The organism is Winogradskyella luteola, from assembly GCF_019203985.1.
Classification (GTDB): Bacteria; Bacteroidota; Bacteroidia; order Flavobacteriales; family Flavobacteriaceae; genus Winogradskyella; species Winogradskyella luteola.
The window spans coordinates 285,456-312,187 of sequence record NZ_JAGSPD010000002.1; the positions used below are offsets into that span (position 1 = coordinate 285,456).

Sequence of the window (26,732 nt, forward strand, 5' to 3'; positions counted from 1 at the left end):
TAAAAATGAAACAACTTTTTGTACTGTTATTAGTTTTTCCAATAATCGGTTTTTCCCAAGAAACCTTAGAACAAGAACTAGATTCCATAAGCACCGCAGAAGAAGCCAAAACATTTGCAAAAGCGCATAAAAAAGCGAATAAGAGTAAACTCTTTACCTTTAATAAAGAAAAGCACAAAACACGTTTAGCTGACGATCTTTTTAAACTTGTAAAAGGTGGGAAACAAGTCGTAAAGACAGATTACAAAAAAACATATTATAAGGTTATTGACAAAAATAAAGTAACACACTACAGGGTAAGCTATATTTATTTTGATGGGAGCAAAATGACACTAGAGGAAATTAATGACAAAAGAAACAAAATACTGGGACAATACAGTGATGGGTATAAATTTGACGCACTAGCTAAATTGCATTCTATGGATCTCAATGCAAAACGTGGTGGTGATTTGGGCTGGTTTCCCGAAGGGCAAATGCATCCAGAATTTGAAGACGCTGTAAAACAGCATAACACCAACGACATTTTCACCTTAGATATTGCTGACAAAAATTGGTCTTACATTGTTTTAAAAACTTTTGATGCCAAACCCATTGAAGAAATAACGGTTTTAAAATATACTGAAGCTGTTGAGTAATGCAACTATTCTACAACCCAAATATAACCGAAAACGATACAACGTTTAACTTTAATAAAGATGAAAGTCGGCACATCGTAAAAGTGCTCCGCAAAACAGTAGGTGACCAATTTTATATTACCAATGGAAAAGGTTGGCTATTTAAGGCCGAATTGACTCTGACCGACATAAAGCATTGTACTGTTAAGATCTTATCACAGAATTTAAAATCCAAACGGAATTACAGTCTACACTTAGCCGTTGCCCCAACTAAAATGAATGATCGTTATGAGTGGTTTTTAGAAAAGGCAACAGAAATTGGTATTGAAGAAATTACGCCCATAATCTGTGATAATAGTGAGCGCAAAGTCGTAAAACTAGAACGTTTTGAAAAGATTATTCAATCCGCCATGAAACAATCTTTACAATGTTATTTGCCAAAACTCAATCCACCGGTTTCCTTTAAAGATTTTGTAAATCAAGATGTTACTTATCAAAAATTTATAGCACATTGTGAGGACATCGATAAAAAATCTTTAAAGTCGCAACTCAAAGCAAACGAGAATTGTACCATTTTAATTGGCCCTGAAGGAGACTTTAGCGTTAAAGAAATTAAAATGGCTTTGGCTGATAACTATATTCCTGTAACTTTGGGTGATACACGCTTACGGACTGAAACTGCTGCAATAGTTGCTTGTCACTCCGTAGCATTTACCAATGAATAATGCATGAAATACTTAATCACATTATACTTAACCTTTTTTACGTGTTTACTTTTTTCTCAAGATGTTGCAATACTAAAATATAAAGGTGGAGGCGATTGGTACAGTAATCCAACAGCAATGCCAAATTTGGTGAAATATTGTAATGATAATATTGATACCAACATCAATGAAAACATTCAAACGGTAGAAGTTGGTAGTACTGATATTTTTCAGTTTCCTTTATTGCACATGACAGGTCATGGTAATGTTTTCTTTGACGATGACGATGCCAAAAATCTAAGAAACTATTTAATATCTGGTGGTTTTCTTCATATTGATGATAACTATGGTATGGAACCCTACATTACCAAAGAGCTCAAAAAAGTGTTTCCGAACAACGAATTGAAAGAAATCCCAAAAGATCACAAAATTTTTAATTCGGCATACAGTTTTCCTAACGGTTTACCAAAAATACATGAGCACGATGGCAAAGCACCACAAGCTTTTGGTATTTTTCACGAAGGAAGACTCGTATTACTTTTTACTTTTGAGAGTGACTTAGGTGATGGCTGGGAAGATCAGGAAGTACACAATGATCCAGAAGAAATACGCGAAAAAGCTCTAAAAATGGGAGCTAATATTGTTAAGTATGCCTTTACCAATTAATGGTTTTATGGTTAATGAATCATAAATTGTAATTCATATATCTAAAAATCGACTTGCAACTCACACACTACACTTCGAACTTTAAAAAGCAAACGCATCCCATAACTTTGATTTGCGATAATATAAGTAACGCTCCAAATATTGGAAGCCTATTTCGTATTGCTGATGCTTTTGGTGTTGAAGAAATCATTTTCTGTGGCAACCACGTTCCATTGGGAAAACGCATGACCAAAACATCGCGCTCTACTGAAAACTATGTAAAACACAGAATTGAAACTGAAATCTATACGGTTATAGAAAAATTAAAAGCAGACGACAATTATCTAATCGCCCTAGAAATTACAGAGAACAGTATAGAGCTTAATAATTTTAAACTCAATACAAATCGCCCCATAGTATTGATTCTTGGTGATGAAAATTTTGGTGTATCTGAAGCTATTCTTAAACATTGTGATGCCATTTTACATATTAATATGTATGGTAATAATAGTAGTATGAACGTAGTGCAAGCCACAGGTATCACGTTATACGAACTTACAAAACAACTCAACTCTTAAACCAAAAATTAGTTTATATTTAAACCATGAATTCAAAAATAATAGCAAACGGTATTTTAAGAGCGTTAGGGATTTTACTTGCCATAGCATCAGTACTCTTCTTCCTTTACAAAATACAATCCGTTATTGTTTACATTGCCATTGCCGCAGTAATCTCGTTAATTGGAAGACCAATCATCTTGTTTTTAAGACGTAAATTAAGATTTAATAATACAGTCGCTGTTGTGGTCACTATGGTTGTGTTTGTAATTTTATTATTGGGATTGATTAGTATGTTTATCCCATTGATAGCAGATCAGGGTCAGAAATTATCACTTGTTGATCTTAAACAGCTAGAAATCAATGTTGAAAATCTATACAATGAGATTCTAACTTATTTCGAATTGAAAAACATTGATGTAGAACAATCCATAAAAGATTCAAACCTATTATCGGAATTGGATTTCTCATTAATTCCCAACTTCTTCAATGGTCTAATCACTGGTTTTGGTAGTTTTAGTATGGGGCTATTTTCGGTTTTGTTCATCTCTTTTTTCTTTCTTAAAGATAGCCGCTTATTTGAAGATGGTATTATGACCTTTATACCTAGTGGAAACGAAACACGCACCAAACGCTCTTTCGCTAAAATAAAAGATCTATTATCGCGCTACTTTGTAGGTTTAATTTTTCAAATATTAATTCTATTTGTCATTTACACTATCGTGCTTCTCATCTTTGGAATAGACAATGCCGTAGTCATTGCATTTTTATGTGCATTACTGAACCTTGTACCATATGTTGGGCCATTAATTAGTGGTTTTTTAATGCTATTATTAAGCATGTCCAGTAATTTAGGAGAAAGCTTTAGTGAAGTCATTTTGCCAAAAACTACCTATGTAATGATAGGTTTTATCATCGCTCAATTAGTGGATAATTTCTTTAGCCAGCCATTTATATTTTCAAAAAGTGTAAAATCCCATCCTTTAGAAATCTTTTTAGTAATTATTATTGCTGGTATTTTATTCGGTATTGTAGGTATGATTGTAGCTGTACCGGCTTATACCGCAATTAAAGTAATTCTAAAAGAATTTCTATCAGAGTATAAGGTCGTTGGCAAACTCACAAAAGATTTATAATCTGCATTTGAATACTTCAATTTTAAATATTGAAATTCAAGAATTTATAAACTCCAATCTCAACACTGATATCGCGAGTTTGTTATTAAAAGGAATTCCTTTTGATGATGTAAACCCTAAAGACATAGTTGAGCAAATTGAAGCTAAGAAATCTTGCGAAAAAAAACTACCAACATGGTTTAATGCCAAGAACATTTACTATCCTAACAGGTTAAATATTGAGCAAACCTCTTCTGAAGTTACTGCAGAATATAAAGCCAATTTGGTTATAGGGAAATCGTTAATCGATTTAACTGGTGGTTTTGGTGTAGACGCCTATTTTTTTTCAAAACGCACTGAGACAACAATTTATTGTGAGATAAATACTGAATTATCACAAATTGTAAAGCATAATTACAAAGCCTTAAATGTTTCCAATATCGAATGCTTTAACGAAAATGGAATTGATGCTTTAAAATGTATCGATAAAGAATTCGATTGGATTTATATCGATCCTTCTCGACGAGATGACACTAAGAAAAAAGTGTTTTTACTATCTGATTGTACACCAAATGTAAAAACATTTCAAGGGTTGTTTGTAAAGTATGCCAAGCATATAATGATAAAAACATCCCCATTGTTAGATATTAAAGCTACAAAGACTGATTTAAAGCATGTAAAAACATTACATGTTATAGCGGTAAATAATGAGGTAAAAGAATTACTTTGGATTTTAGAGCGCAATTCTAATTTGGACTTTAAAATTAGGACTACAAACATTTTAAAATTCAGTAAGCAAGTATTTGAATTTCTTTTCGATGAAGAGTCTAATGCTAAAGTAAACTATTCAGAGCCACTTACCTATTTATACGAACCCAATGCTGCCTTACTTAAAGCTGGTGCGTTTAATTCTATTGGCAATCAATTAAAGATTTCTAAACTACACAAACACTCTCATTTATATACTTCTGACCAGCTATTGGATTTTCCAGGAAGACGTTTTAAAATTGAAAAAACTATAGCTTTTAACAAGAAAGTGTTTGCAAAAGAAGGTATTAATAAGGCCAATGTAACGACACGAAACTTTCCTTTATCTGTAAGTGATATTAGAAAAAAACTAAAAATTAAGGATGGTGGAAATGTCTATTTGTTTTTTACCACAAACGAAACTAACGATAAGATTATTATTATGTGTTCTAAAATTTAAAAATTGACGTTTCGGTAAACGCATAGCTGATGGCGTCCTTAGGTTTTGAGCGTGTATTTAGCCCTGTAAACAAGCTAAATGCAGGCAGTACAATCTGGTTTTTAGTAACTTGATAACATGGTAATTTAAGACGTTGTTTACCTTTTCCCTTTAACATAACCCCAGGATGCGTATGTCCAGAAATGGTGAAGCTATTGCTATGAACTTTTAAATGTTCATGGACAAATGTCAATTCATTTATTTTAACTTCAGTTTCGAGCTTAATATTAAAATCAGTTATTAGGTGCTTAGAAACCCTATCGTGATTACCTTTAATAAGGTGAATTTGTAAATCTTCAAACTGTGCTAACCAAAACTTAAACGTATTAAAATCTATATTAGCTTCAGCATGAAATAAATCGCCAACAATTAATAATGTCTTAGCCTTAAAATGATTTATCAGTATTTTTAACCGCTCTAAATCCTTTTGAAATATATCATCTGGTACGGGAATACCATGCTTTCTAAAATGTGCAGTTTTACCAATGTGCAAATCAGATAAAATGAGGGTATTTTCTTTTTCCCAATATATAGCACGATGATTTGTTAACACTAAGTCTTCATTTTTAAAATTTATATGTTGTTTTGCTATTTGCACTTAATCAACTTTAAGAGCTTGTGCTTTAATTCTTTGAATTCGCTTATCTAAATTTTCGTTACTCATTGTACCACGAAGACTATCAACTTTTAGCGGAAAACTCAATGGTGTAAACGATTTTGCGTGTTTTATTATAATTTTGCTTTTAGCGATACGCTCAAAAGCAGATTGTAATCTGGCCTCTTCCAACTGTTGATTAAACACTTCTGTATAAGCTTGTCTTAGCAACAAGTTTTCTGGTTCATAATCTTCTAGAACTCTAAATATCAATCCAGATGAGGATTGTAAACTTTTATTATTTTTTCGAGTTCCAGGCTGCGATTGCACTACCAAACCTGCAATAACTGCAATATCCCTAAACTTTCGTGATGCCATTTCTGAGGCGTTTATACTTGCCACTACATCATTCATTAAGTTATCTCGACTCAATAATTGCTTTACATTTTCTTCTGAAATTGGAATGGGCTGATCACTCAACAGCTCAAAACCATAATCGTTCATAGCTATTGTAAACGTTAAAGGTTTTAATTTACTAATTCTATAAGCTATTAATGCAGAAAACACTTCGTGTACCAAACGGCCTTCAAACGGATACATAAAAAGATGATGACCATCTTTGGTTTCTATAAGTTCTATTAAGAATTCATCTGCTTTTGGGATATGGGAATGTTCATCTTGTTTAGAAATCAGAGGATTTAGAAACCGTAGCTCTTTCTCCAAACGCCCAGGTTCTAGAGCATCAGATAACTTCAATCGCATAAAATGACTTAAATGTGAGGTCAATGGCAATCGGCCACCCAACCAACTTGGTGTTACAGCTTTTTTAGCCTTACTGCGACGCACTAAGACTTTCATATCTTTTATATGTACCAATTCTAAAACACGACCAGCCAAAATAAAACTATCACCTGGTTTTAATTTAGAAATAAAGAATTCTTCAATCATGCCAATATAACCGCCAGAAAAGAACTTTACCATCAACATGGCTTCACTAACAATTGCTCCAATATTCATACGATGCAACATACTAATACGCCGGCTTTTTACTTTGTACAAGCCATTATCATCTTTTATCACTTTATGAAATTCCTCATAGGAGCTTAATGTTTTTCCTCCTTTAGTAATAAAATGTACACACCATCTCCAATCATCTTCAGTAAGATAACTAAACACATGCGTTTCTTTAACTTGTTTAAACAACTTATTAGAATCAAATCCTTCGCCAACAGCAAGTGTAACCATAAATTGCACCAATACATCATAGGTTAAAACCATAGGATCTCTAGTTTCGATCTGTTGTTGTTTTACTGCTTCTTTTAAAGCCGAAACCTCAACCAATTCCAAAGAATGTGTTGGTATAAAATAAATCTTAGAACGTTCATAAGGTGAATGGCCACTGCGACCTGCGCGTTGCATAAACCTTGCTATACCTTTGGCAGACCCAATCTGAATAACACAATCTACGGGTTTAAAATCGACGCCTAAATCTAATGACGACGTACAAACTACTGCCTTAAGATAGCCATTGGAAATATTATCTTCAATCCAATTGCGCAATTTTTTATCTATGGAACCGTGATGGATAGCCAATAAACCCGCTAATTCGGAATTTGCAGTGAGCAATAATTGATACCATAATTCAGCTTGACCTCTTGTATTTGTGAAAATTAACGTTGTGGTATTCGCTTTAATGATAGGTAGAATTTTATCAACCATTTTACCACCTAAATGACCAGCCCAGGGCAAAACTTCAATTTCATTCGGTAATACTGAAATAATATCAATTTTCTTTTTTTGTCTGGCTTTAATTTGTGTGACCTTAATATCTGAATAAGGTAGCAATACATTTTTTGCCTCTTCCAAATTGCCAATAGTTGCCGTAATTCCCCAGATTTGAAGTTTCTTAGAATATTGGCGCAGTTGAGAAATTGCTAATTCAGTTAAAACACCTCTTTTGTTACCTAACAACTCGTGCCATTCATCTATAGCAACACATTTTACACTTTTAAAAAATTTAGAACTTTTCTTTTGAGAAAACATTACATGCATCGTTTCTGGGGTGGTCAACAATACATCTGGCATTAACCTCTCTTGCTTACGTCTTATTGCTGTTGGGGTATCGCCATTTCTCACTTGTACTGACCAATCCAGCCCAATGTCTTCCACAGCTTCGGTCATAGCTTTTGCCAAATCTTTTGCTAAAGACCTCAAAGGACTAATCCATAACAATTTTAACCCTTTGGGATACTTTTCTGGATGATTAAGATAATCGATAACCACTGCCAAAAACACAGAAAATGTTTTACCGAAACCCGTTGGTGCCACAACCATACCACTATAACCATTGGCATAACGTTGCCAGGTCTGCATCTGAAATGGAAAAGGTGCTTGTGCTTTCTCTGCCATCCAACTATTAATAATTCGTAAACCTTCGCTGTTTTTAAATGAACTCAAGGTGCTGTGATTAATTGTTTTACAGTTTCAATGGTATCTATTTCTTCTACGGGTTTATCGCGCCTCCATCTGGAAATTCTGGGAAAACGTAATGCAACACCAGATTTATGTCTGTTGCTTAGTGCAATGCCTTCGAAAGCAATTTCGAAAACAAGTTCTGGCTTTACCGTACGCACCGGTCCAAATTTTTCTATTGCATTTTTATTTACCCAGCGCGAAATCTCAGTAATTTCTTTGTCTGTTAATCCAGAATATGCCTTTGCTACAGTGACCAATGCGTCCTCTTTTTTTACGGCAAATGTATAATCCGTGTATTTAGAACTTCGACGACCACTACCCTTTTGGGCATAAATCATAACAGCATCAATGGTTAAAGGGTCTACTTTCCATTTCCACCAATCTCCTTTTTTCCGACCTGTGTGATAAGGAGATACTTTCTGTTTAAGCATTAAGCCTTCACTATTTATAGCTCTTGAATTTTCCCTGATGGCATGGAGTTCTTCCCATTCTGTAAATTCAACTAAAAATGATAGCTTTAACTGTTCTGGCAATACTACTGAATTGAATATTTTTTCTAAAAGCGTTCGCCTCTCTTCAAAAGATTGTGATCTGATATCCTCTCCGTTAAATTCTAATATATCATACGCATAGAAGCCTATAGGTACATCCTCGAGCAATTTTTTAGTTACACTCTTACGATTGAGACGTTTTTGAAGATCGTTAAAAAGTAAAACAGCACTGTCTTTCATCGCTAAAATTTCACCATCAATTACAAAATCGTCTTTAAAATTGGACACAGCTTCTACCAACTCAGGAAATTGGGTCGTTACCAGTTCTTCTCCTCTCGACCAGATGTAAATTTCATTATTGCGCTTTACAATTTGCCCTCTGATGCCATCCCATTTTTGCTCAACCATCCAATCGTTTGCCTTACCAAGTTCAGGTAGATTTTTCTCTAATGCATAAGCCAGACAAAATGGATATGGCTTGGAATTATCGTAATTAATATGTGATCCATTAATTAATTCTTCAAAAGAAATGGTATCGATATCCCACTTACCAATAATACTGTGCATAAGTTGATTGGCATCTATATTGGTTAACTTAGCTAGGGAGTTCACTAAAGTTTTTTTGGAAACACCAATTCTAAAGCTCCCACCAATGAGCTTATTGAAAATAAGTCGCTCTTGTTGATGAAGTCCTGACCATGCTTCCAATACAAAAGCTTTCTTTTCTGAATCAGATTTTGGCTTTAAAGCTTTGAGCTCTGTCATCCATTCGTTTAATGATAAATCTAACTGATGTGTTGGTTTAGGCAATAAAAGTGCTATGGTCTCACCTAAATCTCCGACGGTGCTATAACTTTCAAGAAATAACCATTCTGGCAGTTCAGTAAGCTCCATACACCATTGCTTCATTAAGGTAGTTTTTACAGGTCGCGATGGTCTTTTTCCTGTGAATAATGCAATGAGCCAAAGTTTGTCTTTTTCTGGTGCAGTCTTAAAATAATCAACTAAAGCAGCAATTTTAGCATTAGTTTTATTAGTGATTTCTATGGCACTGATTAATTCTGAAAATTGCTTCATTATTGGATAAGAGTTTCAGATTCTTGTTCCGCTTCAGCCATTGCATCTTCTCCATATTCAGTTTTTAGCTCATCGGCTTTAATACCTATTTCGTTTAAATATTTTGAAAATACCGCTTGCGAACCATGTGTAACATAAACCTGCTCAGCTTCTGAAGCCTTAACTGCCATAATTAAACCATCCCAATCTGCATGGTCACTTACCGTAAAGCCAGCATCTACAGCTTGCCAACGCCTATTACCACGAATCTGCATCCAACCTGAGCAAATTGCTGTTGCAGCATTTGGCACACGTTTTAACATCCTTGATCCCAAAAGTGCAGGCGGCGCAATTATAATCTTATTCTGAAGTTCTTTTTTATCTAAATCTGCTGACCACAATTGGGTTTCTGGTAATTGTAGTCCCGAATTTGAAATAGCCTCGTTTAAATTATGGATAGCGCGATGCACAAAAATATCATCAGTTTCCTCTAAAAGCGACATTAAACGTTGCGCTTTGCCCAAAGAGTAACCTAAAAAAACTGAAGTTCTATGATTGGCTTGATTGGTTTTTACCCAGTGCTGTAATTGATTCTGAAGTTCTTTTTCTGATTTCCACTTATATATTGGTAATCCGAATGTACTTTCTGTAATGAAGGTATGACACTTTACAGATTCAAAAGGTGTACTTATAAAATCAGGCTGCGTTTTATAATCTCCTGAAAAAACAACAATATAGCCTTGATATTCTAATCTAATTTGTGCAGAACCAATAACATGACCTGCAGGGTGAAAGCTCACTTTAACATCATTAATAGTTATGGATTTGTTGTAGGCAACACTTTCAATTTTAATATCTCTACCTATACGATGTTGCAGTATGGGCTTAGAGTTGTGTTGACATAAATAGCGTTTCATTCCCCAGCGTGCATGATCTGCGTGTCCATGGGAAATTACAGCATAATCAACAGGGTACCACGGATCTAAATAAAATTTACCCTGTGGACAATAGATACCTTTCTTAGTAAATTTAATGAGTTGCTTTTCTTTTGACATAGCACGTGAAGCTATAAAAAATGCAGAAAATTTAATAGCAAAATAAAGTTAAATTTTGGCTTAATAGAAGCCTTTTTGAGCTACAATCATGTCTTTGCCCCAAAGTTGTATTAAATATGCTATATCAATTGGAAAAAAAGATGAAGAGCCATCGGTGTTGTACTTCACAGGGCATTCAATTCGATTTCCATCTACAATCTCACATGTGTTCTTTCTATTATCTGAAACAAAGATGGCTTTTGAATCCAGTTTTTCGTAAACCTTTTTTAGGTTGATTATTGCATATTTAATGAAGTCTGTAGAATTTTCAACTTTGTGTTTTGAACTATTAATGATTCCATAAGTAAAATAATGTGCTTTCATTTTATAATACTCAGATTCGTGACGTTCTTTAAGCGTATTGTTGTCTCTGCGATATCTAATCGTAAAATCTGAATAATCCTTATACTTGGATTCTCTGAACCGTTCTTGTACACTCATAATTGCATTACCATTTCTAAAAACGTAGTCTATGCCATCCATCATATCAATATATTTGGCGTAATCTTTTCGTAATTGGACTTCAGTCCATTGTAAAGGTTTGTAAATTATAGGTAGAGCGAGACTTTTATGTACATAATCCGTAAAAGCTTTATCATTATTATATTTAGACATATTACTTAAAAGTAATAAAATAAAAAATGCCACTATCATTATGATAATGGCATAGTATAATTATATAATATTAGAGATCCTCTTTTAGGCTTTTTTCACTTTAACAGCATTCATGCCACGTTGACCTTTTTCAAGCTCGAAAGTGACTTTGTCGTTTTCCATAATTTCATCAATGATACCACTAACATGGGTAAAATGCTTTTCGTTAGTTTCTGTATCGATGATAAAACCAAATCCTTTTGAGCTATCGTAGAACGAAACTTTACCTTTTCTAATTGGGTCAAATTCCTCATCGTTATCTTCCTTTTGAGGAATACCAAGAACAATATTCTTAGCTTTAACCTTAATCTTCATTGAAGGGTCTGGTGGTGTATCTGTAAGGTTTCCGTTATGGTCTACATAAGCCATAGGGATACCCGCTGAACCATTTTCTTCTTTTTCGAGCTTACGCGCTTCCATCTTCTTACGTTTATCCTCTTTTTTCTTTAATCTTTTTTTTTCTTTTTCGCTTTTGCTAAATGTCTGTTGTGATCTACCCACTTCGTTGTTTTAAAATTAATACTGATGCTTATGAAAATATTGATAATGCAGACAAGTTAACTTTAATTAACAATGAATAAATTTCAACCTAAAAATAATCTCAGGATAAGACTATAAGTGTAGTTATCTTCAATAAACTTATGGCAAAGATACAATTAATTTTATATGCTTTTCAACTTTCCTCGCTGTGTAATCTTATTAACAGTACCTTTAACAGTTAAAAAGGCATTTCCGTTTGGTTTTATATCGATATATATCTCCATATTATTTACACTAAACTGAACTGATATTTGCTGTGAATCATCATTAAAATCAATTATATAATTTGAAATTTCACCATCAACCTGGATTCCTTTAGTTATAGAATCTAATGTAGATAAACTTCCAGAGCTGTAGGCTTGATTTACCGTTAGTATATTCGTTGTACTATCTAACATTTGTCTTTTATCAGCTTTAAAAACAACCTCACCTACATATTTAAATTCTTTTGCTTTCACTAAAGCTTTCATAGCATTGTAGGTGGACTGAAATTGCTCTTTTTGTGTTTCTTTAGATTGGGCACTGACAAGGTTTGTCGCCGAAAAACTGAATAGCAGTATTAGTATAATTAAATATTTCATTTGCAAATTTTTATTGTTTTTTTTAAAGTCAAATGGAACATCTAAAGTGTCTTTTCAGTATCACTCAGAAACTAAAGAACGGATGTTTCATTTGTTACTAATATTTATTTTGGGTCTAAGATAACATTTATTCTTTCAATATACTCCAAAAATAATTTGTGCGTAACCTTTAAAAGCTGTTAAAATCGTATGGCTATTCCTTAATTCTAAAGTACTTTTGCAAAAAATAGTTTTATGTCTAAAATGCTTCCTACATTTAGAATTGTTGCTCTATTAGAAGGAGTGTCGTATATTCTTTTGTTATTTATTGCTACACCTATAAAGTATTTTGGTGATGATCCTCAGTATGTAAAAATGCTTGGTATGCCACACGGCATTTTATTTATGGCTTATGTAGTGATAGCGGTTTTGATAAGTAAGGATATGAAATGGGCAACAAGAACCTTATGGGTTGTGTTGATAGCTTCAGTGATACCTTTCGGTACATTTTATATCGATAAAAAATATTTAAAAAAGTCTCATGTTTAATATAAGGCATTATATATACGATTTACTTGTAGAGCAAGGTGTTTCTGAAACTACAGCAGAGTATCTTAATATGCTTGCGCTTTTATTGGCATTAATGGTAATTGCGTTCATTGTAGACTTTATCACTAAGCGTTTACTTTGGCGATTTTCTGCCGGAATCGCCAAACGTACCAAAAGCAGCTTTGACGATATTCTTATACAGAACAAGTTACCCAGAAATGTTGCGCATATTATTCCTTTGATATTGTTGATTGAATTTGTGCCCCAAGTTTTTTCTGATTTTGATTATGCAGAAGATATCATAGAAAAGACGTTAAAAGTTATTGCAATACTTCTCACACTCCGCATTTTAAGAAGTTTTTTCCATTCTATAAGAGATTATTTAAAAACTCTGCCGAGATATAAGGATAAGCCTATTCATAGCTATTTACAGGTATTTATGATCTTTGCTTGGCTTTTGGGTATTTTTTCAATATTCGCCATAATGACTGGTATTACATTTTGGAAATTCGCTACCTCGTTAGGTGCAGCTTCTGCAATTATAGTTTTAGTGTTTAAAGATAGTATTTTGGGCTTTGTAGCTAGTATACAAGTCGCTGTAAACGATATGGTGCGTATTGGTGACTGGATTTCGTTTGAAAAGTTTGGTGCAGATGGAGATGTAATCGAAATTACGTTAGCGACGGTTAAAGTACAGAATTGGGATAAGACCATAACGACCATACCGACTTACGCTCTAATTTCGGATTCCTTTAAGAACTGGCGAGGCATGTCCAATTCTGGCGGAAGACGCATTAAACGCTCTGTCATTATTAAAGCATCATCTATAAAATTTTTGGATGATTCTGATGTAAAACGCTTTAAAAACATTGAATTGGTTTCAAGTTATTTAGAAAGTCGCTCCAATGAAATCAAAAAATACAATATTGATAATGAAATTGATAAGTCCGTTTTAATCAACGGTAGAAATCTAACCAACTTTGGTGTCTTTAGGAAGTACCTTCAAAATTATATGGAAAATCACTCTGCCATTAATAAAGACATGACATTAATGGTACGACAGCTAGAGCCAACTCCTCAGGGTATTCCCATGGAAATATATGCGTTTAGTAGCGATATTCGTTGGCAGAATTACGAGTATATTATGGGAGATATTTTCGACCATGTTTTGGCTTCCGTAACGTTTTTTGATTTAGAAATATTTGAATACCCTACAAACTTCAACCTTAAGTCCAACTAAAAAAGGCTAATTGTTAATTCCAATTAGCCTGTGGTACGGAATAAAAATAGTGCTATTTTACAATAAACTTTAATGTTTCTGTTTGCCCAGATTGTAAAACTGTCTTCGCAAAGTACAAACCGGTCTTTAGACTGGACAAATCAATACTATTTGTATCAACCATATTTGTATTTAATATGCGTTTCCCATCAATAGAATATACATTAAGTTCACCGTTTATAGTTGAACCAAATGATAAATTCTTTGTTGATGTTAAATAATTCATAGTAATTGAAGGTTCCCTAAAATCATTAATTGATAAATTTAAACTCTCCCAATTTACAGCAACACTAGGCAATCCGATATGACCACCAAATCTATTTGAAGGTGTTGCGTTCCAAGGAAAAGCCATACGATCTACACTTGTTGAAGCCTCAAACATTGGTAAGGGTGCAGATAATGTAGCTGTACCTGGTTCTCCATTAATATAATCTGGATCAACAAACAAGTCCAATTGATCATCATCCGAGTTTGGATTAATCGTATACTTTAAGACCACAAGATGATCTGTATCATAGTCATATTCACTAGCGGTAGTCGCACCATTATTTGAGGGATCCCCAGTTTTAATTCCAAAATTAAAACCAGTACCTCCAGATTGCTCAACCCAAAGCCTTAATGTTGTAGAGAAGCTCGATCCACTCATTACACGTATAACATCGCGAACAGTTCCTGTCGATGAAGGTGCGCTAGATACGTTGATTACAAAACTAACATAGAATGTTCCAGAAGTTACTGCTGAATCAAATATGTGCCCCACACCATCGGTTTCTTGAGTATTATCTGCAAAAAGACTGTTTGGTGAACTTCCATAATCGGTATACGACAATGGAAAGCCTACAATTGGAGATAAAGGCCCACCACCAATTGATGACCCAGTTCCTCCCATTGAGGTATCATTAGACCAACCACTTTGTCCATTTAATGGTTGGTTGATTGTTAAATCACTAAAGTCATCTTGAAAGACAACTTGAGCATTTGTGATATAAACAAATAAAAAACAGGTAATTAATAGAGTAATTTTTTTCATATGATTAATTTTTTCAGTTAACCAAATGTACAAATTTATTTTTCCTCTAATCTATCCTTTACAAACTCCACTTCGGTTTTACCATGCGGTTTTGGTTTACCATCAGGACCAAGATTTACCATTATAATATTATCTACGGTAAGAATTGTTTCTCTGGTCATTTTGTTTCTGGCCTCACACTTCATGGTAATAGATGATTTGCCAAACTTGGTCACTTCAATACCAATCTCTACAATATCGCCTTTTTTGGCTGATGCCATAAAGTTAATTTCAGATATGTATTTTGTGACGATTTTAGAGTTTTCAAGTTGAATGATGGTATATAGCGCAGCTTCTTCATCAATCCAAGCTAATAATTGACCTCCGAAAAGTGTACCATTTGGATTTAAATCTTCGGGTTTTACCCATTTTCTAGTGTGGAATCTCATCTAATGTTTATGTCTTTAGTTATTTGCTGTTAGTTGTTATAATAGTTTTTGTTGTAAATCTTCATTAGGAATTTTCAAGTCTGTACCCAATTCAGTATTTAATTGCTTTATCAAATAAGCCGAAAGCAAAGGAGACTCCTTTTCAATATTTTGGTGTACAAAGAAGTTGATGTCTTTTATACCATTGTTCTGCCAGTGTTTTAAACGCTCTACCCAATCCTCTAAACGTGTATAATCACTTTGATGATTAGCACCAACATAACGCACAAAAGCTCTAGAATTGGTTAAACGCATGTGCATAATATCACGTCTTCCAGCACTATCTACTATTATGTTAGAGATATTATTTTCTTCTAAAAGTTGGTATAAATCTTCTGCAATCGTTTTGTCATTGTACCAGTCCGTATGCCTAAATTCAACAGCAAGCGGAATTTCTTTTGGCCAACTTTCAGCAAAATTTATCACACGATCAAAATCTTTTGGTGCAAAATTGCTGTGCATCTGTAAAAATATACAGCCCAGTTTTTCTTTTAGATTAATGGCACTGTTAAGATAATTATCCACAACAGGATTAATATCATCATTTAAACGTTTCCAATGGCTAATTTCTTGATTTAACTTTGGAAAAAACCGAAAGTTATCTGGTGTTTTATTATACCATTTTGCAAACTGTTCGGGTGGAAAAATCCTGTAAAACGTTGCATTTAATTCTATGGAATTAAATTGGCGCGAATAATACTCTAATTCGTCCTTAGTCCCTCTTGGGTAAAAGCCTTTTAAATCAGCTCTGTTCCATTTTGCACAGCCAACAAAAACATTGGTCGTATCGCTAGGGCTTTTATGTAATACCTTAATGGTATCTGGATGATCTGGTGGTAAGGTAAAATCTATAGCTTCAGGGTTGTCTACGCTTCCGAATTTCATGTATTTTTGTTTTAACCAAAGATAAGTATGTTGGTGGAAAAGACCAACAACATGAAGTAATCAATCGAAAGGAAACCGTCTAAAAAGTCCTTACATTTGCCATTTTGAGCACAATCGATAGTTAGAGCACTTGATTTTTAAATGCATTTCGACTGCAACCAGTATCTCCAATTCAACTTACAATATTGAGTTTATTGAAAGTCCTTATTAATATTTGGTTTCGCTAATGTTAATAAGACCGTTAACAACATATTTGAGCTTCAATGAAACGCTATGGTGTATTGTCTAAATTTAATTCCGAATTAATCCTTAATCGCTTAACCATGACGACACGCACTGAAGATCTACTATCCATTAGACCAGTTATTACTTCTGCAAAAATTTATGATACCATGAGTTCTGAGGAGTTATTTCAGAACAAAACACTACGCCCAATTATAAAAATGCAGCACAATTTATGTATTGCTGTTTTTAAAAATTACATTTCCAAAAGAAAGAATGTGTTCTATGAATTAACATTGCCAAAGCAGTTGGCTTATATTGATAATGCGATTCATAAAGACATGAAATTTAGAAACTCGGTTAAAGGTATGATTATCGGCCAGTTTACTATTGAAGAATATGAGCTTTATATTCAAAATTCTTCTGCTTTAAATAAACGTATGATGAATATTGTGAAGGAACGCCTTATCAATAGTATTCAGCTATTTACCAAACCACAGATATTAAAGGCCATTTAAGTTGATTTCAAATTTTATTAAAGTTTTAACATTGATGTACTTTATAATTGTATAATTTTGAAACGTTCATTTCAAATAAAATGCCAAAGACTGAAGTTTTTAATAGAGAAGACGTGCTAAAACAAGCTACGGAAGTATTCCATACTAAAGGTTACAATGCTACTTCAATGCAAGATTTAGTGGATGCGACAGGTCTTAACAGATCGAGTATCTACAATTCTTTTAAAAGTAAGCAAAACCTATATGTAACGTGTTTAAAGGTATATGAAAACAAATACCAACGTATTATTTCTAAACTTTTATTAGAATCCAACAGTCCAATTAACGCAATTAAATCGTTATTTAATATTTATCTAAAAGAATCACTGAGCGATAATACTAACAAAGGCTGTTTGATTATAAATTGCAAGTCTGAAATGGCCAATCAAGATATTGCAATTCACAAATTTTTGTTGAACAACCAAAAAGGAACATTACAGCTTTTAGAAGATTTAATTGAAAAAGGTCAGAAAGATAAAAGTATTAACAAAAATAAATCCAAGGAGGCATACGCTTTGTATTTATTTTCTTCAATGCAAGGATTTAGAATGACAAGTATTTTAGTGAATGACAAAAATCAATTGCAAGGTTTAATCCAAACAACTTTGCAAAATTTAAAATAATTTTTTTAATCTAATTTGAAACGATTGTTTCAAATAAAAACACACATCATGACTAAATTAAAAAACAAAGTAGCAGTAATAACAGGCGCTAACAGTGGTATAGGTTTAGCAACAGCAAAATTATACCTAAAAGAAGGTGCAAAAGTAGTATTGTCTGGAAGACGAAAAGAAGCTCTAGATGAAGTCGCCAAAGAATTAGACGGAGATTTTATTACAGTTGTAGCAGACGTTTCGAAAGATGAGGACAATAAAAACCTCATTGAACAAACTACAAATCATTATGGTAATATTGACATCTTATTTCTAAATGCCGGCATTGCTCCACCTACTCCAACAACGGATATTACGGCTGAACACTACAATGAAATATTTGATATTAATGTAAAAGGCCCAATTATAGCAATAAAAGAGGCGTTACCACATATTAATGATGGTGGCACTATATTATTTACCAATTCTATTGTCCATAAAAAAGGATTTGATGGTTTAGGTATATACTCAGCAAGTAAAGGAGCATTAAGAGCTTATGCCAGAGTATTGACCTCTGAAGTTAAATCTAGAGGAATTAGAGTTAATTCTATTGCTCCAGGACCAATTGATACTCCTATTTATGGTAAAATGGGATTGCCAGAAGATGTTGTTGAGGAAATGGGTAAAGGATTTGCAGAATCTGTACCGTTAGGTCGTTTTGGTAAGTCTGAAGAAATCGCCAATGCAGCATTATTTTTGGCTTCGGACGATGCATCATATATTAATGGTGTAGAATTAGAAGTTGATGGTGGCTTGAGTCAGGTCTAAGTATTTCTCAATATTTAAAAAGGCCGAACATAACGTTCGGCTTTTATACTATAATAAAGATTCACCATTGAGATTAGTTGTAAGCACGTCGCTCATGTAATTAAAGTAAGGTCTAATTGCTTTGAATGCGTCGTTTACATTTTTAAGAAAATCATCTGCAACGACTTCCTTATCTGTATATTTCTTAGTGAAGATAAATTGCTTCCTGCGTATTAAATCTATAGCAGGATGTTCTTTATCAAATCCTTTAGGTGCAGTTTTCAATTTATCACCGACAAATCCACCCCAAGTCGTTTTAAAAGTTTTATTATTTAAAATGTTTCGCATTTCACTATCGTTCATTTCAAACTCTTTACGTATTCTAAAAAGGTCTTCTTTATTGGGCTCCCAAAATCCTGTAGCTATAAAAGATTCATTATTAGGTTGAATATGTAAATAATAGCCGCCTCTTAGTTCTGGTTTTTTCCTAGCAAACGAACCACCAAAATGTGTTTTGTACGGTAACTTATTTTTAGAAAACCTAACATCTCTATAAATTCTAAAGATTTTAATTTTCTCTATTTGATCGTGAGCATTCATTAATTCACCTAAGTGATTATAAGCACTTTTTACTTTAGCTTCGATAGCTTTAAATTCTGGTTTGTGTTCATTAAACCAATCTCTGTCGTTATTCTCAGCCAGTTTTTTGAAAAATGTAAGAGTTTCTTTTGGGATCGTAGTGCTCATAAATTTTAAGATTTGCATAAAAATAAAAAAAGCCATCGTAATTGATGGCTTTTAAAATATTAAACTTATACAAATTACAGTTTGCTATCATTAAATTTTTCAATGATCAGCGTACCTTCATCGTCATAATACTCTACGACAAACATATTGTTGTCAAAATATCCAATACCCGAATAATCTTTGGAATCTAAAATGTAGACTTCGGAATTTGCTGAGAATCTTGCATTTCCAATTGTTTTATTGGTTTTGCTATCCACAATTTCGAATCCTGAATTTGTCGGATTGAAATTATAAGTCATTCCGTCTTTTTTATAGTAAGTTACTCTGGTTTCCTTATCATAAAACGGGTCGTCGTCGTTGTCTATGTAAATTACTTTTGAAACTTTCGTTGCTGGAAAAACCCTTGGTGCATCAATAGTTCCCTTATAATTAGGGTCAGTTTTAATCTCTTGCTCCTTGGTTGTTTTAACCATAACTTTTTTCTGTATCATTTCACCATCTTCCATGACGTTAATGATTCTTGTTTTGGTTTCTACAATCTTATCTTTGTTTTCTTCTTGTGCTTGTACACCTATAAATGCTACAAGTGCCAATGCGAATACTTTATATTTCATAATGTTTTGTTTTTTATTTTAATTAATTTGGATTAGAGCTAGTATGGATAACTTTTAACCGTTATTTCCACTTTCTTCTTTAACCTCTTCTATTTCATCTTTTAGATCTTCAGCAGCATCTTTTACATCATCACTAGCATCTTCTAATTCTTCACTAATTTCATCTAATGCTTCTTCGACTTTTTCGTCTGCTGTTTTTTCTTCTCTACAGCTTGATACTATAATACTCAAGCTAAACAGTGCAAGAAAAATGTATGTGAACTTTTTCATATTTTTTTATTTATTAATTATCAATTGCATCTTCTACATCGTCTGCAGCATCTTCTACTGCATCCCCTGCATCATCAACAGCTTCCTCAATTTTATCTCCTGTAGATTTTTCTTCTCTACAACTTGTTGTCATTAAACTTAGACTAAACAGGGCTATAAATAAATATGTGAGTTTTTTCATTGTTATAATTTTTAATGGTTAGTAATTGTATTGTTTTAATCTCTTGAATCTAGACCTTTCTTGTCGAGCCTCTAAAGAGAGAGATTACAAATAATATTAGAAATAAGAAAAAGCATACTTTAGCTATAGTAGCTGCTCCTCCGGCTATTCCACCAAATCCTAAGATCCCGGCAATTATTGCGATTATTACAAAAGTGATTGTCCAACGTAACATAATATTTTAGCTTTTTAATGATTAATAATTATAAGATTTTGACTATCAAAACCCTTCGATACAAATATCGGAATGATATTGCGCATTACTTTGCTCTTATCCTATAAGTCTTAACGCATTAGCAATAAAACTTATAAGAGTAGAACTGTATTATTTTAATTATCTGAAAACACTTCTTGGATATCTGGCGCTTTAACATTGAGCTTATTATCAAATTGTAAAGTTCTGATTGGAAAAGGAATATTAATACCTTCTTTATCATAAGCTTTCTTAATTTCAATAATGGCTTTAGTTTTGGCATTTAGCTTTTCTAGCATGCTTTCTGCATCAATCCAAAAACGACATAAGTAATTTATTGAACTGCCGCCAAATTCGGTATAGTAGAATTCTACTTCATCTTCAGATTTTACTTGGTCAAAAGTATTGGCAATAACGGATTTGGTCAATTGCTCCACTTTCTCCAAGTCGGACTCATAGCCTACTCCGCATTCTAAAAATACCCGCATTTTTGTGGTGAGCGAATAATTTTTAAGTGGATTGTTCAAAATAGTTTTATTGGGAATGATAACAATATTATTATCTGCTTCCTTGAGTGTAAAATCTTTTAAGTTAATATCCATAACTTCACCAGAAAATCCGGTAGTTTCTACCCAGTCACCTATTCTAATTTTCTTTCTAAATGACAATAGCAATCCAGCAAAAGTGTTTGCCAATGTGCCTTGTAAAGCTAAACCTATAGCTAAACCAACAACACCTGCGCCTGCCAATAGCGATGTTAAAGCTTTACCAAGATTCATAACTCCTAAAGCCATAAAAAGGCCTAGAGCAACAACTACAACTGCAGTTACTCTTGATATAGCGTTGGATATTGAATCTTGCTCAACTTTTTTAGATACTAACTTATTCACTAGCTTTCTTACGTATTTGGCAGCAAAATATGATGCTACCATAACTCCAATCGCCAATATAAAATTAGGTATATATTCTATGGTTGTATTAAACCAGCCTTGTAATTTGTTTACTAGATTACCAAAGGCTTCACTAAATTGTTCTTTCATAATTAATATTTTTACCAATTAAACTTTTATTTTAGAATTAGCTTAACGCTTATGCTTCTAAAATTGTCTCATTTAATTGCGATGCGGTTTCTTTTGAAAATGCATCTAACATCCAACTACTTTTTTCCAACTCTCTAATGTAAGCTCCAATCAAATCTATGGTACCTTCATCATTTGCCTTTTCTGCCTTATTTATAACTTTAGACATTTGCTTCAAAAGGTTAGAATGATTATCCAATACTATGTTTACCATTTCTTTATCTGTTAATTTTGAAGCGGCTTCATCGATTGATGCGGTTCTAAGATAATCCTTTAGATTACTCATCGGGTGATAGCGCAAGGTTAAAATACGTTCTGCGATTTCATCTATTTTTACTCTGGCATCAGTATATAATTCTTCAAATTTTTCATGTAATTCAAAGAAATTTTCTCCTAAAATATTCCAATGGAAATTTCTAAGGTTTTGATAATAAATGTGATAGTCTGCTAATAAAGTGTTCAGCTCTACAACAGTTGGTAATAATTTTTCGTCTTTAATATTTAAGTAACTCATAACTATTGTTCTAATTTTAATGGTTAATTTTCTATTTGTCTATTATCTAATATATATCTATAAGCAATTTTGTCAAGTGACTTAACAGGGTTTAACGACATCGTACGGACATTAACATAAAATTATGTTAACAGAAACCTCAGATGTTAAATAATTTTAACGTGTTAATATTTTAGTTTAGAATAGTTAAAAATAAACTTGCGTGTTGACAGAATTTTCAGTATAATGCACAACTTTTAAAACACACACTAATTTTATGGGTAGACCAGCAACAAGACCAACGAAACTAAAAGATGGATTCTATATAGAAATCCGAAACAAGGGTTCAAAATCAGGTGTAAAACTTTATAGTGGCACCAAACTACAGATGCACCGTGCAATAAAAATGTACGAACGTTCTAAAGAAGTCATCATATTAGGTGAATCTATAAACGGGAAATTTGTAGATAAAGAACCAAAATTACATGTAGTAGATTAACTATAAATAAATGAAATTTATAAAGGCGAAAACTTAGTTTTCGCCTTTTTTATTACATCACAATTTACCAATACGTAAGGATGTATTCATTTTTTTTATAAATTGTTAGTCTAAAGAGCAGTTAATTCTGCTAAAAACTAACTAAATTAAATCAACTTTATTATGACAAATTCTTCAAACAAACCACCTGTTTGGTTTTGGATTGTAAGTGTGGTTGCACTTATTTGGAACGGAATGGGAGTGCATGGTTATTTAAGTCAGGCTTATAAAACCAGTGCTTACACTGAGGCTTACACAACAGAACAACTCGAAGTAATGAACAATCTCCCTACGTGGTATACGGCATTGTTTGCCATTGCGGTATTTTCTGGTGCCATAGGTTGCTTGCTTCTGTTATTCAGAAAGAAGGTTGCTAAATTACTTTTGGTAATATCTTTTATTGCCGCCACGATACAGATGCTCTATTTTTTGTTTATTGCCGATTTAAATGGTGTAGACTTTAGTGCTAACACAATAATGGCCTACATAATTATTGTTTTTGCTGGATTTTTAGTTTGGTTTTCTAACCATTCTGCAAAAAAAGGCTGGATCAATTAAAAATTAACCAACCAATCTTAAAAAAGGTGTTAGAACAATTATCTAATGCCTTTTTTTTGTTCAAAATCCAAAGCATGTAAAATTAGACCCGAAGCTGGTGCAATATAGTCCATTACTTCTACGCTATCTTCTTTTAAAGTATTCCTGATATACTCTAATGTGATTTCACCTCTACCCAATTTAATTAAACAACCAAAGATTAAACGGATTTGATTTCGCATAAAACCTTTGCCCTTAACTTTGAACACATATGATGTTTCAGGAAAGAAATTTGCTGTGTAAATTGTATTGTCTACAATTTCGGAAGATTCTATAGTTCTCACATACTCTCCCTTATCTGTGGCTTTGTAACAATAGGTCTTAAAATTATGAGTGCCCTGAAATAACTTTGCGCCTTCTTTCATCAACTCAACATTTAAAGGCTCTAAAATTGTAGCTAAAATTGGAGCGCAAAATGGATGATTCTTTTGTCCTTGAGAAAACACATAATGGTATTCCTTTAATTTAGAATCTTGGATGATATTGAAATCCTTATCCACTTCTTCAATAGATAACGCCCTTATGTCTTGTGGCAAGTTGTGATTGAATAGCTCTAAAAAATCTTCAAAATTTATGATAGGTTCATTATAAATAAACAGCTCCAAAGCCGCTTCATTGGCAGAAACCATCGCATCCGTTCTGCCAGATCCTAAAGTTTTAAAACGAATATCTCCAAGAATGTACTTTAAAGTTCTATCAATCATTAGGTGGATCGTTTTTACATCTGGTTGCTTTTGCCAACCATGAAAACGATACCCCAAATATTGAATTTTTATGAGATAATAGAAGCGTTTATCGAACATCAATAAAAGTGTGTTTTAAATGTGCTGGCAATATAATTACTTTTCCCTAATCTTTAGGACATTGACTACATCGTTAAGCTCAAAACCTTTGGTCTGCAATAAAATTAAATAATGAAATAACAAATCTGCACTTTCTTCTAAGAACAAGTCGTCATTATTATCTTTGGCCTCAATGACAACTTCAACAGCTTCCTCACCTACTTTTTGAGCCACTTTATTAATACCTTTTTCAAAAAGCGAAGCTACGTAAGAGTTTTGGACATCTGCGTTTTTAATCCTTGATGTAATTACATCTTCTAAGCTTGAAAGAAATCCGAAGGATTGAATATTAGGTTCATTCCAGCATGTGTCTGCCCCTTTATGACATGTTGGGCCAACTGGGTTTACAGAAATTAAAAGTGTGTCATTATCACAATCTAGTTTCATGTCTACAAGCTTTAACACATTACCGCTTTCTTCACCTTTAGTCCATAGTCTATTCTTTGTTCTACTAAAGAATGTCACCAATCCAGATAACTTTGTTTTTTCTAATGCTTTTTCATTCATGTAACCAAGCATTAAAACATTTTTAGTAGCAGCATCTTGAATTATTGCTGGCACTAATCCGTCTGCATTTTTATTGAAATTTATGTTCATTATAAACCTATTTGTCATTCCACACTTAATGCAGAATCGTATTAACCTATCTTTATTTTGTTGAGATTCCTACTTCATCGGTAGTGACAATGAAATGTATCGAGAGCTTTTTTATGACTTCTCTATATAATTCTTCGTATCCCAGAATCACTCGAAGCGACATATTATTTATAGTCTCACAGAAATTCCCTGCCTCTTTAATTCTTTCTTCAAATCTATGATCGCAATTTCACCAAAATGAAAAACACTTGCAGCCAAGGCCGCATCAGCTTTTCCTTTCTTAAATGTATCTGCAAAGTGCTGAATCGTTCCTGCTCCGCCTGAAGCAATTATCGGAATATTAACCAACTCAGAGAGTTTTGCCAAAGCTTCATTTGCAAATCCTGCTTTTGTTCCATCATGATTCATGGAAGTAAATAAAATTTCACCTGCTCCACGTTCTTCGATTTCTTTTGCCCATTCAAATAATTTAATCTCTGTTGGAATAGTACCACCAGCCAAATGTACAAACCATTCACCTCCAATTTTTTTAGCATCAACAGCAACGACAACACATTGGCTGCCAAACTTTTCTGATAGTTCATTAATTAACACAGGACGCTTAACAGCTGACGAGTTTATAGAGACTTTGTCTGCACCACAATGCAATAAATCATCAACATCCTCCACGGAAGAGATCCCACCACCTACAGTAAACGGAATATTAACTTGCTCAGCGACCTTTAAAACCATGTCGTGCATGGTTTTTCGTTTCTCTTGTGTTGCAGAAATATCTAAAAAGACCAATTCATCTGCACCTAAATCTGCGTATTGCTTGGCAAGAACAACAGGATCACCAGCATCGCGCAAATCTACAAAGTTGACACCTTTTACGGTTCGACCGTCTTTTATATCCAAACAAGGAACAATTCGTTTTGTTAACATATTTTTTTTGTCATTTCTGCCTTTGCAGGAATACTCTTTGAATTAATTATTAATTATAAAGTTTTCTAATTGTTTTAAGCTAATTCTATTTTCATATATAGCTTTACCTATTATTACGCCTTCGCAACCTAGTTCTGCCAATTGAGGTAACTCTTCATATTTTGAGATACCACCTGAAGCAATTAAATGAAGAGATTCCTCTACTTGCTCTGAATAACATTCATTTAAAATACGTTTATACAAATCTAAAGAAGGACCTTCTAGCATACCATCTTTGGAAATATCTGTACAAATAACATAATCAATACCTTTTGACTGATACTCTTTTATAAAAGAAATCACTTCTAAATCACTTTCCTCCTGCCAACCCGAAATCGCTATTTTTTCGTTGTTACAATCTGCACCAAGGATTATCTTGTTGGGACCAAACTTAGAAATCCAGTTTTCAAAAACCTGAGGGTTTTTTACTGCAATACTTCCTCCTGTGATTTGGTTGGCTCCTGAATTGAATGCAATTTTTAAATCTTCATCAGACTTTAATCCACCTCCAAAATCTATTTTCAAATTGGTATTTGTAGCTATAGCTTCCAAAACCTTATAGTTAACGATATGGCTCGCTTTAGCACCATCTAGGTCAACAACATGCAAATATTCAATCCCTGATCCTTCAAAAGTCTTAGCAACTTCTACAGGGTTTTCATTGTATACTTTTTTTGTGTCATAATCGCCTTTTGTTAGACGCACACATTGGCCATTTATAATATCTATTGCTGGTATTATTCTCATAATCTTTACCTCGAAAGTGGGAATCTTTTAATTACTATTCTATTTTTATTGAAACGCTTCGACCACACTCAGTACAGGAAAGCTCAGTGTTGCATTT

34 protein-coding genes are annotated in these 26,732 nt (G+C 33.3%); 13 read left to right on the forward strand and 21 right to left on the reverse strand.

Going from position 1 to position 26,732, the window contains the following annotated elements; genetic code table 11:
* Nucleotides 1-5 precede the first annotated feature (5 nt).
* The 6 genes from KCG49_RS03380 to KCG49_RS03405 are packed head-to-tail and all read left to right on the forward strand — an operon-like array spanning nt 6 to nt 4,842.
* The gene (locus KCG49_RS03380) at nt 6-635 is read left to right on the forward strand and encodes a peptidylprolyl isomerase (protein ID WP_218544773.1); all 630 of its coding nucleotides are present in this window, start codon (nt 6-8) and stop codon (nt 633-635) included.
* Nucleotides 635-1,339, forward strand: coding sequence for a 16S rRNA (uracil(1498)-N(3))-methyltransferase (locus KCG49_RS03385; protein ID WP_218544774.1), 705 nt, complete (start codon nt 635-637; stop codon nt 1,337-1,339). The genes KCG49_RS03380 and KCG49_RS03385 overlap by 1 nt, the downstream gene beginning before the upstream one ends.
* Nucleotides 1,340-1,342: 3 nt before the next feature.
* A complete protein-coding gene (locus tag KCG49_RS03390; protein WP_218544775.1) occupies nt 1,343-1,984 on the forward strand; it encodes a DUF4159 domain-containing protein in 642 nt (213 codons plus the stop codon).
* 53 nt (nt 1,985-2,037) lie between these two features.
* Nucleotides 2,038-2,541 (forward strand): TrmH family RNA methyltransferase, encoded by a 504-nt coding sequence (locus tag KCG49_RS03395; RefSeq protein WP_218544776.1) that lies wholly within the window; start codon nt 2,038-2,040, stop codon nt 2,539-2,541.
* 26 nt (nt 2,542-2,567) lie between these two features.
* Nucleotides 2,568-3,656: an AI-2E family transporter gene (locus KCG49_RS03400; RefSeq protein ID WP_218544777.1), complete on the forward strand. Its 1,089-nt coding sequence runs from the start codon at nt 2,568-2,570 to the stop codon at nt 3,654-3,656.
* A gap of 7 nt (nt 3,657-3,663) precedes the next feature.
* Nucleotides 3,664-4,842: a THUMP-like domain-containing protein gene (locus tag KCG49_RS03405; RefSeq protein ID WP_218544778.1), complete on the forward strand. Its 1,179-nt coding sequence runs from the start codon at nt 3,664-3,666 to the stop codon at nt 4,840-4,842.
* Here KCG49_RS03405 and pdeM read toward each other — a convergent pair.
* The 7 genes from pdeM to KCG49_RS03440 form a co-directional block, all read right to left on the reverse strand.
* Nucleotides 4,832-5,479: a ligase-associated DNA damage response endonuclease PdeM gene (pdeM, locus tag KCG49_RS03410; protein ID WP_218544779.1), complete on the reverse strand. Its 648-nt coding sequence runs from the start codon at nt 5,477-5,479 to the stop codon at nt 4,832-4,834. The two genes, KCG49_RS03405 and pdeM, sit on opposite strands and share 11 nt — an antisense overlap.
* Nucleotides 5,480-7,933, reverse strand: coding sequence for a ligase-associated DNA damage response DEXH box helicase (locus KCG49_RS03415; protein ID WP_256259846.1), 2,454 nt, complete (start codon nt 7,931-7,933; stop codon nt 5,480-5,482).
* Entirely contained in the window at nt 7,930-9,519 is a 1,590-nt protein-coding gene (locus KCG49_RS03420; protein WP_218544780.1) for an ATP-dependent DNA ligase, read from the reverse strand. The genes KCG49_RS03415 and KCG49_RS03420 overlap by 4 nt, the downstream gene beginning before the upstream one ends.
* Nucleotides 9,519-10,553 carry a ligase-associated DNA damage response exonuclease gene (locus tag KCG49_RS03425; protein WP_218544781.1) on the reverse strand — a complete coding sequence of 345 codons (1,035 nt, stop codon included), beginning with the start codon at nt 10,551-10,553 and terminating at the stop codon, nt 9,519-9,521. Before KCG49_RS03425 ends, KCG49_RS03420 begins: the two co-directional genes overlap by 1 nt.
* Before the next feature lie 60 nt (nt 10,554-10,613).
* Nucleotides 10,614-11,207 carry a hypothetical protein gene (locus tag KCG49_RS03430; protein WP_218544782.1) on the reverse strand — a complete coding sequence of 198 codons (594 nt, stop codon included), beginning with the start codon at nt 11,205-11,207 and terminating at the stop codon, nt 10,614-10,616.
* 84 nt (nt 11,208-11,291) lie between these two features.
* Complete coding sequence (locus KCG49_RS03435; RefSeq protein ID WP_218544783.1) at nt 11,292-11,747, reverse strand: cold-shock protein; 456 nt, start codon at nt 11,745-11,747, stop codon at nt 11,292-11,294.
* A gap of 161 nt (nt 11,748-11,908) precedes the next feature.
* Nucleotides 11,909-12,367, reverse strand: coding sequence for a DUF4251 domain-containing protein (locus tag KCG49_RS03440; protein ID WP_218544784.1), 459 nt, complete (start codon nt 12,365-12,367; stop codon nt 11,909-11,911).
* Between the two features lie 234 nt (nt 12,368-12,601).
* On the opposite strand from KCG49_RS03440, the gene KCG49_RS03445 reads away from it, so the two are divergent.
* Nucleotides 12,602-12,895 (forward strand): DUF3817 domain-containing protein, encoded by a 294-nt coding sequence (locus KCG49_RS03445; RefSeq protein ID WP_439901093.1) that lies wholly within the window; start codon nt 12,602-12,604, stop codon nt 12,893-12,895.
* Nucleotides 12,888-14,135 carry a mechanosensitive ion channel family protein gene (locus KCG49_RS03450; RefSeq protein WP_218544785.1) on the forward strand — a complete coding sequence of 416 codons (1,248 nt, stop codon included), beginning with the start codon at nt 12,888-12,890 and terminating at the stop codon, nt 14,133-14,135. The genes KCG49_RS03445 and KCG49_RS03450 overlap by 8 nt, the downstream gene beginning before the upstream one ends.
* A gap of 52 nt (nt 14,136-14,187) precedes the next feature.
* On the opposite strand, the gene KCG49_RS03455 is transcribed toward KCG49_RS03450, so the two are convergent.
* The 3 genes from KCG49_RS03455 to KCG49_RS03465 are packed head-to-tail and all read right to left on the reverse strand — an operon-like array spanning nt 14,188 to nt 16,556.
* Nucleotides 14,188-15,204 (reverse strand): T9SS type A sorting domain-containing protein, encoded by a 1,017-nt coding sequence (locus KCG49_RS03455; protein WP_218544786.1) that lies wholly within the window; start codon nt 15,202-15,204, stop codon nt 14,188-14,190.
* A gap of 35 nt (nt 15,205-15,239) precedes the next feature.
* Nucleotides 15,240-15,632, reverse strand: a complete 393-nt coding sequence (locus KCG49_RS03460; RefSeq protein WP_218544787.1) for an acyl-CoA thioesterase — start codon at nt 15,630-15,632, stop codon at nt 15,240-15,242.
* A gap of 36 nt (nt 15,633-15,668) precedes the next feature.
* Nucleotides 15,669-16,556, reverse strand: a complete 888-nt coding sequence (locus KCG49_RS03465) for a DUF72 domain-containing protein (protein WP_218544788.1) — start codon at nt 16,554-16,556, stop codon at nt 15,669-15,671.
* A 323-nt stretch (nt 16,557-16,879) separates the two neighbouring features.
* On the opposite strand from KCG49_RS03465, the gene KCG49_RS03470 reads away from it, so the two are divergent.
* The 3 genes from KCG49_RS03470 (at nt 16,880) to KCG49_RS03480 (ending at nt 18,756) form a co-directional block, all read left to right on the forward strand.
* A complete protein-coding gene (locus tag KCG49_RS03470) occupies nt 16,880-17,296 on the forward strand; it encodes a glyoxalase (RefSeq protein WP_218544897.1) in 417 nt (138 codons plus the stop codon).
* An 80-nt stretch (nt 17,297-17,376) separates the two neighbouring features.
* Nucleotides 17,377-17,958, forward strand: coding sequence for a TetR/AcrR family transcriptional regulator (locus KCG49_RS03475; RefSeq protein WP_218544789.1), 582 nt, complete (start codon nt 17,377-17,379; stop codon nt 17,956-17,958).
* A gap of 48 nt (nt 17,959-18,006) precedes the next feature.
* The gene (locus tag KCG49_RS03480) at nt 18,007-18,756 is read left to right on the forward strand and encodes an SDR family NAD(P)-dependent oxidoreductase (protein WP_218544790.1); all 750 of its coding nucleotides are present in this window, start codon (nt 18,007-18,009) and stop codon (nt 18,754-18,756) included.
* A 48-nt stretch (nt 18,757-18,804) separates the two neighbouring features.
* Here the strand turns inward: KCG49_RS03480 and KCG49_RS03485 are convergent, their stop codons facing one another.
* From KCG49_RS03485 to KCG49_RS03515, 7 genes are all read right to left on the reverse strand, one after another.
* Nucleotides 18,805-19,482, reverse strand: a complete 678-nt coding sequence (locus KCG49_RS03485) for a DUF2461 domain-containing protein (RefSeq protein ID WP_218544791.1) — start codon at nt 19,480-19,482, stop codon at nt 18,805-18,807.
* Nucleotides 19,483-19,556: 74 nt separating this feature from the next.
* Nucleotides 19,557-20,096, reverse strand: a complete 540-nt coding sequence (locus tag KCG49_RS03490) for a hypothetical protein (protein WP_218544792.1) — start codon at nt 20,094-20,096, stop codon at nt 19,557-19,559.
* Between the two features lie 54 nt (nt 20,097-20,150).
* Nucleotides 20,151-20,366, reverse strand: a complete 216-nt coding sequence (locus tag KCG49_RS03495) for a phasin family protein (protein WP_218544793.1) — start codon at nt 20,364-20,366, stop codon at nt 20,151-20,153.
* Between the two features lie 13 nt (nt 20,367-20,379).
* A complete protein-coding gene (locus KCG49_RS03500; protein ID WP_218544794.1) occupies nt 20,380-20,547 on the reverse strand; it encodes a hypothetical protein in 168 nt (55 codons plus the stop codon).
* A gap of 49 nt (nt 20,548-20,596) precedes the next feature.
* Nucleotides 20,597-20,761, reverse strand: coding sequence for a DUF1328 family protein (locus KCG49_RS03505; RefSeq protein WP_218544795.1), 165 nt, complete (start codon nt 20,759-20,761; stop codon nt 20,597-20,599).
* Between the two features lie 155 nt (nt 20,762-20,916).
* Nucleotides 20,917-21,819 carry a mechanosensitive ion channel family protein gene (locus KCG49_RS03510; protein WP_218544796.1) on the reverse strand — a complete coding sequence of 301 codons (903 nt, stop codon included), beginning with the start codon at nt 21,817-21,819 and terminating at the stop codon, nt 20,917-20,919.
* Between the two features lie 49 nt (nt 21,820-21,868).
* Nucleotides 21,869-22,372 carry a Dps family protein gene (locus KCG49_RS03515; RefSeq protein ID WP_218544797.1) on the reverse strand — a complete coding sequence of 168 codons (504 nt, stop codon included), beginning with the start codon at nt 22,370-22,372 and terminating at the stop codon, nt 21,869-21,871.
* A gap of 256 nt (nt 22,373-22,628) precedes the next feature.
* On the opposite strand from KCG49_RS03515, the gene KCG49_RS03520 reads away from it, so the two are divergent.
* The gene (locus tag KCG49_RS03520) at nt 22,629-22,850 is read left to right on the forward strand and encodes a hypothetical protein (protein ID WP_218544798.1); all 222 of its coding nucleotides are present in this window, start codon (nt 22,629-22,631) and stop codon (nt 22,848-22,850) included.
* A 162-nt stretch (nt 22,851-23,012) separates the two neighbouring features.
* Nucleotides 23,013-23,447, forward strand: coding sequence for a hypothetical protein (locus KCG49_RS03525; protein ID WP_218544799.1), 435 nt, complete (start codon nt 23,013-23,015; stop codon nt 23,445-23,447).
* 38 nt (nt 23,448-23,485) lie between these two features.
* Here the strand turns inward: KCG49_RS03525 and truA are convergent, their stop codons facing one another.
* From truA to hisA, 4 genes are all read right to left on the reverse strand, one after another.
* Complete coding sequence (gene truA, locus KCG49_RS03530; RefSeq protein WP_218544800.1) at nt 23,486-24,289, reverse strand: tRNA pseudouridine(38-40) synthase TruA; 804 nt, start codon at nt 24,287-24,289, stop codon at nt 23,486-23,488.
* A gap of 36 nt (nt 24,290-24,325) precedes the next feature.
* Nucleotides 24,326-24,925 carry a bifunctional phosphoribosyl-AMP cyclohydrolase/phosphoribosyl-ATP diphosphatase HisIE gene (hisIE, locus tag KCG49_RS03535; protein ID WP_218544801.1) on the reverse strand — a complete coding sequence of 200 codons (600 nt, stop codon included), beginning with the start codon at nt 24,923-24,925 and terminating at the stop codon, nt 24,326-24,328.
* Nucleotides 24,926-25,093: 168 nt separating this feature from the next.
* Complete coding sequence (hisF, locus tag KCG49_RS03540) at nt 25,094-25,849, reverse strand: imidazole glycerol phosphate synthase subunit HisF (RefSeq protein WP_218544802.1); 756 nt, start codon at nt 25,847-25,849, stop codon at nt 25,094-25,096.
* A 42-nt stretch (nt 25,850-25,891) separates the two neighbouring features.
* On the reverse strand, nt 25,892-26,635 hold the full coding sequence (gene hisA / locus KCG49_RS03545) for a 1-(5-phosphoribosyl)-5-[(5-phosphoribosylamino)methylideneamino]imidazole-4-carboxamide isomerase (protein WP_218544803.1): 744 nt from the start codon (nt 26,633-26,635) through the stop codon (nt 25,892-25,894).
* Nucleotides 26,636-26,732 lie beyond the last annotated feature (97 nt).

Bases quoted from the DNA above. Each gene is read 5' to 3' on its own strand.
- KCG49_RS03380 (WP_218544773.1), top strand. From the start codon at position 6: ATGAAACAACTTTTTGTACTGTTATTAGTTTTTCCAATAATCGGTTTT.
- KCG49_RS03385 (WP_218544774.1), top strand. From the start codon at position 635: ATGCAACTATTCTACAACCCAAATATAACCGAAAACGATACAACGTTT.
- KCG49_RS03390 (WP_218544775.1), top strand. From the start codon at position 1,343: ATGAAATACTTAATCACATTATACTTAACCTTTTTTACGTGTTTACTT.
- KCG49_RS03400 (WP_218544777.1), top strand. From the start codon at position 2,568: ATGAATTCAAAAATAATAGCAAACGGTATTTTAAGAGCGTTAGGGATT.
- KCG49_RS03420 (WP_218544780.1), bottom strand. From the start codon at position 9,519: ATGAAGCAATTTTCAGAATTAATCAGTGCCATAGAAATCACTAATAAA.
- KCG49_RS03425 (WP_218544781.1), bottom strand. From the start codon at position 10,553: ATGTCAAAAGAAAAGCAACTCATTAAATTTACTAAGAAAGGTATCTAT.
- KCG49_RS03430 (WP_218544782.1), bottom strand. From the start codon at position 11,207: ATGTCTAAATATAATAATGATAAAGCTTTTACGGATTATGTACATAAA.
- KCG49_RS03440 (WP_218544784.1), bottom strand. From the start codon at position 12,367: ATGAAATATTTAATTATACTAATACTGCTATTCAGTTTTTCGGCGACA.
- KCG49_RS03445 (WP_439901093.1), top strand. From the start codon at position 12,602: ATGTCTAAAATGCTTCCTACATTTAGAATTGTTGCTCTATTAGAAGGA.
- KCG49_RS03450 (WP_218544785.1), top strand. From the start codon at position 12,888: ATGTTTAATATAAGGCATTATATATACGATTTACTTGTAGAGCAAGGT.
- KCG49_RS03455 (WP_218544786.1), bottom strand. From the start codon at position 15,204: ATGAAAAAAATTACTCTATTAATTACCTGTTTTTTATTTGTTTATATC.
- KCG49_RS03460 (WP_218544787.1), bottom strand. From the start codon at position 15,632: ATGAGATTCCACACTAGAAAATGGGTAAAACCCGAAGATTTAAATCCA.
- KCG49_RS03465 (WP_218544788.1), bottom strand. From the start codon at position 16,556: ATGAAATTCGGAAGCGTAGACAACCCTGAAGCTATAGATTTTACCTTA.
- KCG49_RS03470 (WP_218544897.1), top strand. From the start codon at position 16,880: ATGACGACACGCACTGAAGATCTACTATCCATTAGACCAGTTATTACT.
- KCG49_RS03475 (WP_218544789.1), top strand. From the start codon at position 17,377: ATGCCAAAGACTGAAGTTTTTAATAGAGAAGACGTGCTAAAACAAGCT.
- KCG49_RS03480 (WP_218544790.1), top strand. From the start codon at position 18,007: ATGACTAAATTAAAAAACAAAGTAGCAGTAATAACAGGCGCTAACAGT.
- KCG49_RS03485 (WP_218544791.1), bottom strand. From the start codon at position 19,482: ATGAGCACTACGATCCCAAAAGAAACTCTTACATTTTTCAAAAAACTG.
- KCG49_RS03490 (WP_218544792.1), bottom strand. From the start codon at position 20,096: ATGAAATATAAAGTATTCGCATTGGCACTTGTAGCATTTATAGGTGTA.
- KCG49_RS03495 (WP_218544793.1), bottom strand. From the start codon at position 20,366: ATGAAAAAGTTCACATACATTTTTCTTGCACTGTTTAGCTTGAGTATT.
- KCG49_RS03500 (WP_218544794.1), bottom strand. From the start codon at position 20,547: ATGAAAAAACTCACATATTTATTTATAGCCCTGTTTAGTCTAAGTTTA.
- KCG49_RS03505 (WP_218544795.1), bottom strand. From the start codon at position 20,761: ATGTTACGTTGGACAATCACTTTTGTAATAATCGCAATAATTGCCGGG.
- KCG49_RS03510 (WP_218544796.1), bottom strand. From the start codon at position 21,819: ATGAAAGAACAATTTAGTGAAGCCTTTGGTAATCTAGTAAACAAATTA.
- KCG49_RS03515 (WP_218544797.1), bottom strand. From the start codon at position 22,372: ATGAGTTACTTAAATATTAAAGACGAAAAATTATTACCAACTGTTGTA.
- KCG49_RS03520 (WP_218544798.1), top strand. From the start codon at position 22,629: ATGGGTAGACCAGCAACAAGACCAACGAAACTAAAAGATGGATTCTAT.
- KCG49_RS03525 (WP_218544799.1), top strand. From the start codon at position 23,013: ATGACAAATTCTTCAAACAAACCACCTGTTTGGTTTTGGATTGTAAGT.
- truA (WP_218544800.1), bottom strand. From the start codon at position 24,289: ATGTTCGATAAACGCTTCTATTATCTCATAAAAATTCAATATTTGGGG.
- hisIE (WP_218544801.1), bottom strand. From the start codon at position 24,925: ATGAACATAAATTTCAATAAAAATGCAGACGGATTAGTGCCAGCAATA.
- hisF (WP_218544802.1), bottom strand. From the start codon at position 25,849: ATGTTAACAAAACGAATTGTTCCTTGTTTGGATATAAAAGACGGTCGA.
- hisA (WP_218544803.1), bottom strand. From the start codon at position 26,635: ATGAGAATAATACCAGCAATAGATATTATAAATGGCCAATGTGTGCGT.